General features: G+C 64.4%; 13 protein-coding genes and 3 tRNA genes. 14 read left to right on the forward strand and 2 right to left on the reverse strand.

Annotated elements, in window-relative coordinates; genetic code table 11:
- Positions 1-256: 256 nt before the first annotated feature.
- Positions 257-1,672 carry a type I glutamate--ammonia ligase gene (gene glnA, locus LV28_RS37875; RefSeq protein WP_023596383.1) on the reverse strand — a complete coding sequence of 472 codons (1,416 nt, stop codon included), beginning with the start codon at positions 1,670-1,672 and terminating at the stop codon, positions 257-259.
- A gap of 482 nt (positions 1,673-2,154) precedes the next feature.
- Between glnA and LV28_RS37880 the strand changes: the two genes are divergently transcribed.
- The 9 genes from LV28_RS37880 to LV28_RS37920 all read left to right on the forward strand — a co-directional run bounded on the left by LV28_RS37880 (position 2,155) and on the right by LV28_RS37920 (position 5,771).
- The gene (locus tag LV28_RS37880; RefSeq protein WP_023596384.1) at positions 2,155-2,622 is read left to right on the forward strand and encodes a rhodanese-like domain-containing protein; all 468 of its coding nucleotides are present in this window, start codon (positions 2,155-2,157) and stop codon (positions 2,620-2,622) included.
- Positions 2,623-2,735: 113 nt separating this feature from the next.
- Positions 2,736-3,353 carry a LysE family translocator gene (locus LV28_RS37885; protein WP_023596385.1) on the forward strand — a complete coding sequence of 206 codons (618 nt, stop codon included), beginning with the start codon at positions 2,736-2,738 and terminating at the stop codon, positions 3,351-3,353.
- Positions 3,354-3,630: 277 nt separating this feature from the next.
- On the forward strand, positions 3,631-3,981 hold the full coding sequence (locus LV28_RS37890) for a DUF4148 domain-containing protein (protein WP_048806317.1): 351 nt from the start codon (positions 3,631-3,633) through the stop codon (positions 3,979-3,981).
- Between the two features lie 221 nt (positions 3,982-4,202).
- Positions 4,203-4,442 carry a hypothetical protein gene (locus tag LV28_RS37895; RefSeq protein ID WP_023596387.1) on the forward strand — a complete coding sequence of 80 codons (240 nt, stop codon included), beginning with the start codon at positions 4,203-4,205 and terminating at the stop codon, positions 4,440-4,442.
- Positions 4,443-4,649: 207 nt separating this feature from the next.
- Positions 4,650-4,835, forward strand: coding sequence for a hypothetical protein (locus tag LV28_RS37900; RefSeq protein ID WP_023874072.1), 186 nt, complete (start codon positions 4,650-4,652; stop codon positions 4,833-4,835).
- A 70-nt stretch (positions 4,836-4,905) separates the two neighbouring features.
- Positions 4,906-4,981: transfer RNA gene (locus tag LV28_RS37905), tRNA-Lys, on the forward strand.
- A gap of 57 nt (positions 4,982-5,038) precedes the next feature.
- Positions 5,039-5,114: transfer RNA gene (locus LV28_RS37910), tRNA-Lys, on the forward strand.
- A 54-nt stretch (positions 5,115-5,168) separates the two neighbouring features.
- Positions 5,169-5,244: transfer RNA gene (locus tag LV28_RS37915), tRNA-Lys, on the forward strand.
- Between the two features lie 338 nt (positions 5,245-5,582).
- A complete protein-coding gene (locus LV28_RS37920; protein ID WP_023596389.1) occupies positions 5,583-5,771 on the forward strand; it encodes a glycine zipper 2TM domain-containing protein in 189 nt (62 codons plus the stop codon).
- Between the two features lie 38 nt (positions 5,772-5,809).
- Here the strand turns inward: LV28_RS37920 and LV28_RS37925 are convergent, their stop codons facing one another.
- Entirely contained in the window at positions 5,810-6,142 is a 333-nt protein-coding gene (locus LV28_RS37925; protein WP_023596390.1) for a hypothetical protein, read from the reverse strand.
- Between the two features lie 412 nt (positions 6,143-6,554).
- Here LV28_RS37925 and LV28_RS37930 point away from each other — a divergent pair, with 412 nt between their 5' ends.
- The 5 genes from LV28_RS37930 to pdxY all read left to right on the forward strand — a co-directional run bounded on the left by LV28_RS37930 (position 6,555) and on the right by pdxY (position 13,225).
- Entirely contained in the window at positions 6,555-6,824 is a 270-nt protein-coding gene (locus LV28_RS37930) for a MoaD/ThiS family protein (RefSeq protein ID WP_023596391.1), read from the forward strand.
- A gap of 37 nt (positions 6,825-6,861) precedes the next feature.
- On the forward strand, positions 6,862-8,022 hold the full coding sequence (locus LV28_RS37935; protein ID WP_081327007.1) for a WD40/YVTN/BNR-like repeat-containing protein: 1,161 nt from the start codon (positions 6,862-6,864) through the stop codon (positions 8,020-8,022).
- 301 nt (positions 8,023-8,323) lie between these two features.
- Positions 8,324-9,997, forward strand: coding sequence for a methyl-accepting chemotaxis protein (locus LV28_RS49530; RefSeq protein ID WP_038617199.1), 1,674 nt, complete (start codon positions 8,324-8,326; stop codon positions 9,995-9,997).
- Positions 9,998-10,142: 145 nt separating this feature from the next.
- Positions 10,143-12,239, forward strand: coding sequence for an elongation factor G (fusA, locus tag LV28_RS37945; RefSeq protein WP_023596394.1), 2,097 nt, complete (start codon positions 10,143-10,145; stop codon positions 12,237-12,239).
- Positions 12,240-12,367: 128 nt separating this feature from the next.
- Entirely contained in the window at positions 12,368-13,225 is an 858-nt protein-coding gene (gene pdxY / locus LV28_RS37950) for a pyridoxal kinase PdxY (RefSeq protein ID WP_023596395.1), read from the forward strand.
- The last annotated feature ends 7 nt before the right edge of the window (positions 13,226-13,232 follow it).

Below are 13,232 nucleotides of genomic sequence, written 5' to 3' on the forward strand. Positions count from 1 at the left end.
GGCCAGGCGCGGCGCCGACGCCGGAGGGCGAATCGTCAGTGGCAGGCGCGCGCGGACTTGCGGTCGGTTTCGCACCAGCGCGGACACTTTTCATCAAGGATCGAGGCGATAGGTTCATGACCCGCTACGCAGGAATACGCCTTGCGGCGACGGATAAAAAAGGGGGACGGCCGCGGCCATCCCCCTTGCATGTCGAGCATGACGGTCGGCCGCTGGCGTTCCGTCATGCCGGCGCATTCCCTGCGCAGCGATTCGATTACAGCGAGTAGTACAGTTCGAACTCGAGCGGGTGCGTGGTCATGGCCACACGGCGCGCTTCGTCCGTCTTCAGTGCGATGTACGAATCGAGCATGCCGTCGGTGAACACGCCACCGCGCGTGAGGAACTCGCGGTCTTCGTTCAGATACTCGAGGGCCTGTTCGAGGCTCGCGCACACGGTCGGGATCTTTGCATCCTCTTCCGGCGGCAGGTCGTACAGGTTCTTGTCGGCAGCCTCGCCCGGGTGGATCTTGTTCTGCACGCCGTCCAGGCCGGCCATCAGCATGGCCGAGAATGCCAGGTACGGGTTGGCCATCGGGTCCGGGAAGCGCGCTTCGATGCGGCGGCCCTTCGGGTTGGCAACGTACGGAATGCGGATCGAGGCCGAACGGTTACGGGCCGAGTAGGCCAGCTTCACCGGCGCTTCGAAGTGCGGCACGAGACGCTTGTACGAGTTCGTCGACGGGTTCGTGATCGCGTTCAGGGCACGGGCGTGCTTGATGATGCCGCCAATGTAGTACAGCGCGAACTCCGACAGACCGCCGTAGCCGTTACCGGCGAACAGGTTCTGACCGTCCTTCCAGATCGACTGGTGGATGTGCATGCCCGAACCGTTGTCGCCAACGATCGGCTTCGGCATGAACGTGGCCGTCTTGCCGTAGCTATGCGCCACGTTGTGCACCACGTACTTCAGGATCTGCGTCCAGTCGGCGCGCTGGACCAGCGTCGAGAACTTCGTGCCGATTTCGTTCTGGCCCTGGCCTGCCACTTCATGGTGGTGGACTTCGACGGGCACGCCGAGTTGCTCGAGCAACAGGCACATTTCCGAGCGCATGTCCTGGAACGTGTCGACCGGAGCGACCGGGAAGTAGCCGCCCTTCGTGCCCGGACGGTGACCGGTGTTGCCGCCTTCGAAGTCTTGCGACGACGACCACGGGGCTTCTTCCGAGTTGATCTTCACGAACGTGCCCGACATGTCGGTCTTCCACTGGACCGAGTCGAAAATGAAGAATTCCGGCTCCGGACCGAAGAAGGCGGTGTCGCCCAGGCCCGTGCTCTTCAGATACGCTTCGGCGCGCTTGGCGATCGAGCGCGGATCGCGGTCATAGCCCTTGCCGTCGGCCGGTTCGATCACGTCGCAGGTCAGCACCAGCGTGCTTTCTTCGTAGAACGGGTCGACGTACGCGGTGTTCGCGTCCGGCACCAGCAGCATGTCCGAGGCTTCGATGCCCTTCCAGCCTGCGATCGACGAACCGTCGAAAGCGTGGCCGCTCTCGAACTTGTCTGCGTCGAAGTGCGACACCGGCACCGAGACGTGTTGTTCCTTACCGCGCGTGTCGGTAAAGCGGAAGTCGACGAACTTGACGTCTTCTTCCTTGACCAGATTCATCACATCTGCCACAGATTTGCTCATGCTATCTCCCGAAAGATTCAATCTGGCGCTGCTGGCGCTCATCGCCCGCGTCGCCGCACCCTCTTAACGAACTCCGTGTTCGGATTCGCCTGTGTTAAGCAGGAAGCGTGCCAACGTGGCACCGACCCGCGTCGCATCATCCTCACCCACTGATTTCTAAGGAAATATTCGATTCTGGTGCGACCAGCGCCGAATTCCCGCTTGTGGACCGCGATTCTCCATTTCGGTGCGTCACGCCCCAAAACATCACCGATATGGTGCATTCAGAGATTATGCACCTTTTCGGTGCCGCCATCGGTTACCGACGAACCGAAGTTGTGCAGCGACTCGCACCGTCCGGATGCGCATTACCGCGCCACGCCTTTGCACGTCCGCCTCCCGACCACCGCCGGGCGACATTTGTCCGATTGACGGAATGCGCACCTCCCGTAAAGTGCACGCTAGAATGAAGGACGACCTTCGACCAGCGAGATCACAGCAATATGACAAGCGCCAAAGCCATTCTCGAACAAGCCGAACAACGCCGTGCCACCGGACAACTCGCCTACGCCGGGGCGGTGACGCCCGAAGAAGCGATGGCGCTGCTCAATGCCGACGCGAACGTGCGTCTGATCGACGTGCGCACCCGCGCCGAACTCGACTGGGTGGGCCGCCCGCAAGTGCCGGACGGCCAGTACGCTAACGTCGAATGGGTGCGGTATCCGGGCGGCGTGCCCAACGAGCATTTTCTGGAGCAGCTGACGTCGCAGGCCCCCGACAGGAATGCACCGCTGCTGTTCCTGTGCCGCAGCGCCGCGCGCTCCAAGGCGGCTGCCAAGGTCGCCTACGAAGCCGGGTTCACGAAGTCGTTCGACATCCTCGAAGGCTTCGAGGGCGACAAGGACAGCGCCGGCCACCGCAAGCACGTCAGCGGCTGGTGCTTCCGCAATTTGCCGTGGATCGGCGCCTGAGACGCCCGCCCCGCCTGGTGCACTGTCATCGCGCGCACGGGTAAGCGTCGGCGTCCGGTAAGCGCCCCCCTTTCGAATCATTCCGATCGTCATCACCGCGAGGAGACACCGCGATGGACTGGACACATTTGCTGACTTTCGCCCTGGCGCTGTTCGTGGGCGCAGGTACGCCCGGCCCGGGCATCGCCGCAATCGTGGCGCGCGTGCTCGGACGCGGCACGCAAGGCGCGATCGCCTTCTCCGCTGGCGTCGCGATCGGCGACGTTGTCTGGCTCACGCTCGCCGTGCTCGGTGTGGCCGCGTTGGCGCACACGTTCTCGGGCGTTTTCCTGGCGATCAAGTACGCGGGTGCCGCCTATCTCCTGTATCTCGCCTGGAAGATGTGGCACGCGCCCGCCAGCGCCCCCGCCGAGCCGTTGAGCGCCGCGCCGCGCGAACAATCGTGGCGCCTGTTCCTTGGCGGCCTGTCAGTGACGATGGGTAATCCCAAGGTCGTCGTTTTCTACTTCGCCCTGCTGCCCAACCTGCTCGATTTGCAACGCGTCACGGCACTCGGTTACGTCGAAGTCGTCGGCGTCACACTCGCGGTGCTCGCCATTGTGTTCGGCTCGTACATCGCGCTCGCCGCGCGGGCGCGAAGACTGCTAAGCTCGGCCCGCGCGGTGCGGCGATTGAATCGCGCGACAGGCACGGTCATGGCCGGCGCCGCCGTCGCGATCGCCACGCGCTGAGTGCACCACGCGGCCCCGGGGCCGCGCAGCGCCGCTGCATCGGGAACGAATACGCCACCCTCGAGGTGGCGTTTTTTTCGCCTCGCTTAGGGCTACACAAGGGCCCATTGTTGCGATTTACGTAATGATTCCTTGGCGCAATCGCTGTTTTTCTGCGATAGCCGAAAGCCTATCCTGCTTTCAACGGCCACAGGCAATGCCTACCGCACCTGCTCCAGCAGGGTGCCGGTACCGATGCACAGCCCGCCCGCAGTCGAAGAAAACAGGAAACCTCATCATGAATCGCCAACGCATTGCCTCAGCCCTGATGTCGGCCGTGCTGATCACCGCCGCCGGAACTGGAACTGCCCTTGCACAGGCAGGCCGCACCAGCGACGCGTACCCTGAAGGTCCGCAGCTCGCCTGGATCGCACAAACTTCATCCGCTTCACCGGCATCGCAAGTATCGCGCGAGAAGGTACGCGCGGAACTGGCCGAAGCCCGCGCACAAGGCCTCATCCCGCAAAACGATTACGAATACCCGGCGTTCGCCGATCGCGCCAGCGCGTCGACGAAGACACGTGCACAGGTGTACGAGGAACTGATCCGCGCCCGCGAGAGCGGCGAGATGCGGCACTCGAACCCCTGAACTGCGCCCGGCACGGCATCGCCGTGCGCTTGCGGCCCCTCGCCGTGTCGCCGTACCCCGGTGGCGCGGCATGACGCGCACAGGCCGGACGGCATCGCCGGCCTGTGCTGCGTCACCTCTTCTCCGACACCGACCTCGGGCGTTGCCCTTCACTTGTCGCGACCTGCCCGGACTGCGTGCTACCATGCAGCCGTTTCAATTTGCATAGACAGGATCATCCGGTGAGTCAGATCGAATTCGATATCGAGTGGACCGAACGTGCGGCCAAGAAGGCCGAGCGACTCGTCCCCAAGGGCACCCCTCTCGCGTTGCCGCCGATCGAATGCATGCCGGCCGAAGGCGACGTGCTGTTCCTCGGCCAGGGCGAGAAGAAGCAACCGTTTATCGTGGTGGAGCGTCAGTACCACCACGAAGGCGAGGACGCATGGACCATCATTCTGATTCTCGATCTGCCTGAGTAACTTCGAATCGTAGAATCCGGGCAAGACGTTGGCGAAACGCCGGCACGGCAGCCGAGGAACGCAACGCATCGGAATATTCGTAACGCAAGCACGCACGGCGCGGCCACTGGGGAAATCCCGGTTGCCGCGCCGCTTTGCTTGGAGAGTGCCGCTTTCTATACTTGAAGCGCGTTCCACATCGCGTAATCCAGGCAGGGAGATTCGACGATGCTCATGCCCAACCTCTCCAACGCCCAACTCGTCACCATGTTCGCGATCGCGGTATTCGGTGCGATCGCGGTCGGCGCCATGCCTTGCAAAGGCACCCTGCGAATGTGCTGGCGTTCGCTGCTCGTCGTGGTCGGCGCCGTGCTCGCGGTGCTCGCCTTCGAGCTCGTCCCGCTGCTCGCCTGAGCCATTTTGCGGATTTTCATCATTAAGGGTTGACCCCATGCGGAAGAGCCGATATTATCTCGGTCTCGTTGGGGCGTTAGCTCAGTTGGTAGAGCAGCGGACTCTTAATCCGTAGGTCGAGTGTTCGAGTCACTCACGCCCCACCAAACGAATTTTGAAAAAGGCTGCTGCGCCGTGCAGCCTTTTTTATTCCCGGTTGTATCGGGGCGTTAGCTCAGTTGGTAGAGCAGCGGACTCTTAATCCGTAGGTCGAGTGTTCGAGTCACTCACGCCCCACCAGACCACATCAAAAAGGCTGCACCGCTTGCAGCCTTTTTTGTTCCCGGTAGCACCGGGGCGTTAGCTCAGTTGGTAGAGCAGCGGACTCTTAATCCGTAGGTCGAGTGTTCGAGTCACTCACGCCCCACCAAGCCATTCGACAAAAAGCCCGCCGCTTCGGCGGGCTTTTTGCTTCTCCACGCGGACACTCCCCCGTCTCGCCCCCCGCTTTCGCACCGCCTCGCGTTCCGCGCGCCACCTCCGCCGCGAATGCACCGCGATATTCACTCTCCGACGTCCGCTCGCACGTGGCGCGCCCCGCACACCATGGGCCGATCGCAGACACCGGCACACGCCCCACTGTCGTCCATGTCCTACACGCGATTCAGTCGCCACCGATAGTCCGCGCTCGAGACGCACGCTATGCTGATTCCATGTCGCTGCTGTCCGTTGCGTCGGATGCAGCGAGCCCGTCAAAGGAGACGCATCATGAAAGCAGCGAAGTCGATTCTGGTGGTTCTCGCCGCACTGACCATGGGCACGTCCATCTTCGGATGCACGCTAGGTGGCGCAGCCGCAGGCGGCGTCATCGGTCACGAGGCAACCGGTGGGAGTACCGCCGGCACGATCGGCGGCGCCGTCGTCGGCGGTGTCATTGGCCACGAACTGGGCAAGTAACGTCCAGCGCGGCACCCGCGCCCCATGACCTCACGCAGTCAACGCCCGACGATGTAAAGCGGGCCGTTGGCGGCGTAACCATACATGACCAGGACGTCCCCCACCACGCCGTCGCCGGCCGCTCTGGCTTGCTCCACGCTCGCATACCGCTTCGCCTGCCCCGTGCACGCGACAAACTGACGACCGCCCCCGGAAAGCGCGCCGTCGTGTCGGCCGATGAATCCGGCCTGACGCGCGCTCCACAAAAAATAGCCCTCGCATTTCGCCACGTCCGGCGGACGTCGCACCGCCGGCGCATCGGCGGCATTGCCCCCCGCTTTCTGATGCAATCGCGTCAGACGCCTGATCACCGCCTCCGACAGGCGCCCCATTCCAATGTCCTTTCCTCGGCTCCTGGCCATCACTCCCTCCCGAAATTCGCCTGCGGCACTGCGCGCGCGGGCACTCCGATAATGGTGAACAATAACGAGGTCAATGGGGTTGGGGAGTGTCCGATATGCGATGCCACACCCCGTGGCCACGCTCCACACGCACCGAGACTCGCCACGCGTCATGCAAAGGGCACCAAATACGCTCCAGATGGGCCAAATAGAACGCAATCCGCGTTATTTATGGAGCAACATAGCGCTGCGAACACGCAACATTCGCACGACGCCCGGTGTGCGGGCGTTCCTCATTGTCTACACTGAAAGCCTCACACGCGCGGTCTCACTGGCACCCTGACCCCGGCCTCGGCCTCATGGCCGGGTCCATCGGCCTCGGCAACTTCCGTACGGCAACGCCATGGCGACGGTAACTTTCGCACCTGCAATCCAGCGTCACGTGTCTGTCGACGAACAGGACGTCGACGGCGCGACGGTGCGCGACGCGCTGGCGCACTGCGTCGGCGCAACCCCGGCATTGCGCGGCTACCTGTTCAACGATCAGGGACGCCTGCGAGCGCATGTGGCGGTCTTCGTCGACGGTCGCCTGATCCGCGACCGCAGTGCGCTGAGCGACACACTGAATGCCGCCAGCCGCGTTTATGTCGCGCAGGCGCTCTCGGGCGGATGACGCCCTCGGCGGCCTGCGCGCGCCAAGGAGGCAGATCGTGGAACATGTCATTGGAGCGACACTGCTGGTCGCGACCCGCAAGGGGTTGTTCACGTGGCAGCGCACGGCAGACATCTGGCAATTGACGTCGAGCACGCCCGATTTCCCGGGCGAACCGGTCAGCATGGTGATGCACGACGCGCGCGACGGCACCGATTATGCGGCGCTCAATCTGGGGCACTTCGGCGTGAAGCTCTGGTGCCGCGAGCGCGAAGCGAGCACGTGGACCGAGCTTGCGCCGCCCGCGTTCGCGCCGGACGATGCGCAGCCCGAATCATGGGTCGCGCCCACCGCGAATCGTGCGGAGACCGCGACACCGGCACACGAGTCGCAAACCCGGGCGCCCTCCGTCGATCTGCTCTGGTCGCTGGAAGCGGCAGGCCCCGACGCGCCCGGCGTGCTCTGGGCCGGTACCATTCCCGGTGGTCTTTTCCGCTCGGGCGACCGCGGCCGGCACTGGGAACTGGTGCGCGGCCTGTGGGACCGTCCGGAACGGGCTGACTGGATGGGCGGCGGCTACGATCATGCGGGTATCCATTCGATCTGCATCGACCCGCGTGACAGCCGGCAGGTCATGGTGGCGGTGTCGACGGGCGGCGTCTGGCGCACGCGCGACGACGGTCGTACCTGGGCGCTCGCCGCATCCGGCATGGAGGCGGACTACATGCCACCCGAGCGCCGTCTCGACCCGAATGCGCAGGACGTTCACCGGCTCGTGCAATGCCACGACGCCCCCAACGCCTTGTGGGCGCAGCACCACAACGGCATCTTCCGCACGCTCGACTACGGCACGACATGGCGGCGCATTCACGCGTCACCGTCGAGCTTCGGCTTCGCGGTCGCCGTCGATCCGCATGACCCCGACGTCGCGTGGTTCGTGCCCGCGCAACGCGACGCCTGCCGCATGCCGGTCGACGCCCGGCTCGTCGTGACCCGCACGCGCGACGGCGGCGAGTCGTTCACCTCGCTCTCGCACGGACTTCCGGAGACCCCCTCCTACGATCTCGTCTATCGCCACGGTCTCGACATCGACGCCACCGGCCGCACCCTCGCCATGGGCTCGACGACCGGCGCCCTGTGGATCGGCGATAACGCCGGCGAACGATGGCAATGCCTCACCGCGCACCTGCCCCCCGTCTACGCGGTGCGATTCGTCTGACCCGAATGTCGGAATTTTCGCCCTGAGTCCGTCGCGATTCCGCCCCGTCTGTCCGACGGAAACCTTAAGAAGTCGCATTTTCTGTCGTATACGAAGGTAGACGGACTGGCTTCATCGAATCCCCCCGTCGCGCGTCACCGGACACGTCACCCGTGTCGAACGGGCGCGTGAGCCAACGTCGCGTCGTGCACTATCCGTCGTATCGACGCGTTCCGCGGCAGTCCGGCGACCACTCCTCGCAACGCCGACGGCAACCCATCCCTCGTTGCCCGGCTTCCCATCCCTAAAGGAGTCATCCCGTATGCGAATCGCCGATCTCAGAATCCGAACCCGCCTGGCCATCGGCTTCGGCACATTGCTGCTTTTGCTGCTCGCCATGCTGGTCATCGCGCTCGTGCGTTTCGTTGCCATCGAGCGCGCCAACGAAGCCCTGATCACCAGCGCCTGGGCGAAAGCCGACGCCGCGCACAACATCGACGCCATGGTTCGCGGCAACGCACGCCGCCTGCTCGAAGTCGTGGCTGCGCCGGACGCCGCCCGGCGCGATGCACTGAATGCGCGTATCGATGCCAATCTCGCGCGCATCGCCCACGCACAGGCGGTGCTCGACAAGTACGTATCGACGCCGCAAGGCCGGCAGCTCATCGCGGCGGTCAGGCAGCACAACGATGCCTTCGTCAAAGCCCGGGCCGCCGCGCTCTCGCAGTTGCGCTCGGGTCAGCAGCCGGGCGCGCTGGAGATCGCGGAGCGCGACGCCCTGCCCGCGCTCGACGCCATGCAGGAAGAGGCCGTCGAGCTCGTCGCGCTCCAGCAGAAGATCGTGGACGACACCGGCGCGGCAACGAGCGCCGACATCGCGTTCGCCAAATGGCTGCTCGCCGCCATCGGGATGACGGCCGTGATCGTGGGCATCGGCGCCGCCTGGTCGGTCACGCGCAGCATCACGCGTCCGATCGCACGCGCCGTGCAGGTCGCGCAGCGGGTGGCGCAGGGCGACCTTACCAGCCGCATCGAAGTCACGAGTCGCGACGAGACCGGACAGTTGATGGCCGCGCTCAAGCACATGAATGAAAGCCTCGATCAAATCGTGCGGCGCGTTCGCAGCGGCACCGCCGCCATTGCCTCGGCCTCGGGCCAGTTGCTGGCGGGAAACACCGATCTCTCGGCGCGCACCGAAGAGCAGGCCGCCTCGCTCGAAGAGACGGCATCGTCGATGGAAGAGCTCACGGCAACGGTTCGCCAGAACGCCGACAACGCACGACAGGCCAGCCAACTCGCCACGAATGCGTCGGAGATCGCCGACGAAGGCGGCCGCGTCGTCGAACGCGCGGTGAGTTCGATGCACGACATTGCCGAGCGCTCGACGAAGATCAACGACATCATCGGCGTGATCGACGGCATCGCGTTCCAGACGAACATCCTCGCGTTGAACGCGGCCGTGGAAGCGGCGCGCGCGGGCGAACAGGGACGCGGCTTCGCCGTGGTGGCGGGCGAAGTCCGCACGCTCGCCCAGCGCAGCGCCGCCGCGGCCAAGGAGATCAAGGCGCTCATCGAAACGTCGGTCGGCAAGGTGCAGGACGGCTCCGCGCATGTGCGCGATGCGGGCCGCACGATGCATGACATCGTGCAGGCGGTGCAGCGCGTAACCGACATCATGGGCGAAATCTCGGCCGCGTCCGCCGAGCAGTCGGGCGGCATAGAACAGGTGAACACGGCCGTCATGCAGATGGATCAGGTCACGCAGCAGAATGCCGCGCTGGTCGAGCAGGCTACCGCCGCCGCCGGGTCGCTCGAAGACCAGGCGCGCCATCTGCGCGAAGCCGTCGCGGTGTTCCGCCTGGCCGACGGCGATGCCATCTCGACGAGCTGGGGTGCTCGCGCGGGCGACGGCGACAGCGCCGCCAATGCCGGCCTTTCCGACGACGCGGCACGCGCGAGCGTGGTCGCGTTCGCGCGTCGGCGCCATGTGGCCTGATCGCTGACGCCGCATCGGTCATCCACCGCAAATCCCCGTCCGCGCTGGCCTTCGGGCCGACGATGCGCTCAGCGCGGCGTTGCGACATTGGAGTATGATGGCTGCTGCTATGCTTTTTCCCCACCGTCTGGAAAAGAGGTGTACCGTGGCCCGAAAGACCCCCATCGAGCGCTACCGAAACATCGGCATCAGTGCTCACATCGACGCTGGCAAAACGACGACGACCGAGCGGATCCTGTTCTACACCGGCGTCAATCACAAGCTCGGCGAAGTCCACGAAGGCGCTGCCACGATGGACTGGATGGAACAGGAACAGGAGCGCGGCATCACGATCACGTCGGCCGCCACCACCTGCTTCTGGCGCGGCATGGCCGGCAACTATCCTGAACATCGCATCAACATCATCGACACGCCGGGACACGTCGACTTCACCATCGAAGTCGAGCGCTCCATGCGTGTGCTCGACGGCGCCTGCATGGTCTACGATTCAGTCGGCGGCGTGCAGCCGCAATCCGAAACCGTCTGGCGCCAGGCCAACAAGTACAAGGTGCCGCGCATCGCGTTCGTCAACAAGATGGACCGCGTGGGCGCCGACTTCTTCCGCGTTCACAAGCAGATCCACGAACGCCTGCGCGGCAATGCCGTGCCGATCCAGATTCCGATCGGCGCCGAAGACAATTTCCAGGGTGTGGTCGACCTGGTGAAGATGAAAGGCATCGTCTGGGACGAGGCGTCCAAGGGCGTGAAGTTCGACTACGTCGACATTCCCGCCAATCTCAAGGACACGGCCCAGGAATGGCACGACAAGATGATCGAGGCCGCGGCCGAGGCCGACGAGGCCTTGCTCGAAAAGTACCTCGGCGGCGAAACCCTCACGGAGGATGAGATCCGGGCGGGCCTGCGCAAGCGCACGGTCGCCGGGGAAATCGTGCCGATGCTGTGCGGCACCGCCTTCAAGAACAAGGGCGTGCAGGCCATGCTCGACGCCGTGATCGATTACCTGCCCTCGCCGGTCGACGTGCCCGCCATCGCGGGTCACGATGAAGACGACAAGGAAATCGAGCGCCACCCGTCGGACGACGAACCGTTCTCCGCACTCGCCTTCAAGATCATGACCGACCCGTTCGTCGGCCAGTTGATCTTCTTCCGCGTGTATTCCGGTGTAATCGAGTCGGGCGGCACCGTGCTCAACCCGCTCAAGTCCAAGAAGGAGCGTCTCGGACGCATCCTGCAAATGCACGCGAACACGCGCCAGGAACTCAAGGAAGTGCGCGCGGGCGACATCGCCGCCGCCGTGGGCCTGAAGGAAGCCACGACCGGCGATACGCTGTGCGACCCGAACCACGTGATCATTCTGGAAAAGATGGAGTTTCCGGAGCCGGTGATTTCGCAGGCGGTGGAGCCGAAGACGAAGGGCGACCAGGAAAAGATGGGCCTCGCGCTCAACCGCCTGGCCCAGGAAGACCCGTCATTTCGCGTGCAGACCGATGAAGAGTCCGGCCAGACCATCATCTCCGGCATGGGCGAACTGCACCTCGAAATCCTGGTGGACCGCATGCGCCGCGAGTTCGGCGTGGAGGCGACCGTCGGCAAGCCGCAGGTCGCCTATCGCGAGACCGTGCGCAGGAAAGTCGAGGATGTGCAGGGCAAGTTCGTCAAGCAGTCGGGCGGACGCGGGCAGTACGGCGACGTGGTCATCACGCTCGAGCCGGACAAGGAGAAGCCTTACGAATTCGTCGACGCCATCAAGGGCGGCGTGGTGCCGCGCGAATACATTCCCGCGGTCGACAAGGGCATTCGCGAGACGCTCACCAACGGCGTGGTCGCCGGCTATCCGGTCGTCAACGTCAAGGTCACGCTGACGTTCGGCTCGTACCACGACGTCGACTCCAATGAAAATGCGTTCCGCATGGCAGGTTCGATGGCATTCAAGGAGGCCATGCGACGTGCCGACCCCGTCCTGCTCGAACCGATGATGGCCGTCGAAGTCGAAACCCCGGAAGAGTTCATGGGCAACGTGATGGGCGACCTCTCGGGGCGACGCGGCATCATGCAAGGCATGGACGACATCGTGGGCGGCGGCAAGATCGTGCGCGCCGAGGTGCCGCTGTCCGAAATGTTCGGGTACTCGACGTCGCTGCGCTCGCTCACGCAAGGGCGCGCGACCTACACCATGGAGTTCAAGCACTACGCCGAAGCCCCGAAGAACGTGGCCGACGCCATCATCACGTCCAAGAAGTAACGTGTCGGGCATCGCGATGCGGCATTCGCCGCGTCCGGTGACCTGACGGTCAACGCCCGCGACGGGCGCGATTTCGTCTCCGGACGGGAGCGCACCGCCAGCGGGCGTTGTCCTTTTTCCGTCACCTCATGAAAAACATTCTCAGCATCCAGTCACATGTCGTTTTCGGCCACGCCGGCAACAGTGCCGCCGTATTTCCCATGCGTCGCCTAGGGATCAATGTCTGGCCGATCAACACGGTGCAATTCTCGAATCACACGCAATACGGCAAATGGGCCGGACAGGCGCTGCCGAGCGAAGAGATCCTGCATCTCGTGGACGGCATCGCCGACATTGGCGAGCTGGGCCGCTGCGACGCCGTGCTCTCCGGCTATCTCGGCGCCCCGGAGCAGGCGGGTTTCGTGCTGGCGGCCGTGCAGCGGGTCAAGACCGCCAATCCGGGGGCGATCTACCTGTGCGACCCGGTCATGGGACATCCGGAAAAGGGCTGCCGGGTCAAACCGGGCATCGAGCAGTTTCTGGTCGAGCACATGCCCGCGGCGGCGGACATCATGACGCCCAATCATCTCGAACTGGAGAAGCTGTCGCAGCATCCGATCGAAACGTTCGACGATGCGCTTGCCGCCTGCCGCGCCCTGCTCGTTCGCGGACCGAAGATGATTCTGGTGAAGCACCTGGAATACGCGGGCAAGCCCGCAGACCAGTTCGAAATGCTGGTCGTCACGCAGGATCAGGCGTGGCACGGCCGGCGGCCGCTCTACCCCTTCTCGCGTCACCCGGTGGGCGTTGGCGATCTGACGTCCGGCATTTTTCTCGCGCGATGGCTCAAGGGCGATTCGGTGCGCGACGCCTTCGAGCACACACTGGCCGCAGTCGACGCCGTGCTGCACGCCACGCATCGGGCCGGAAGCTACGAATTGGAGATCGTGCGGGCGCAGGACGACATCGTGGCGCCGCCGAACCGGTATGTCGCGCACGCGGTCTAGACCTGTG

Origin of the sequence: Pandoraea pnomenusa, assembly GCF_000767615.3 — a bacterium.
In the GTDB taxonomy this organism is placed as follows: Bacteria; Pseudomonadota; Gammaproteobacteria; order Burkholderiales; family Burkholderiaceae; genus Pandoraea; species Pandoraea pnomenusa.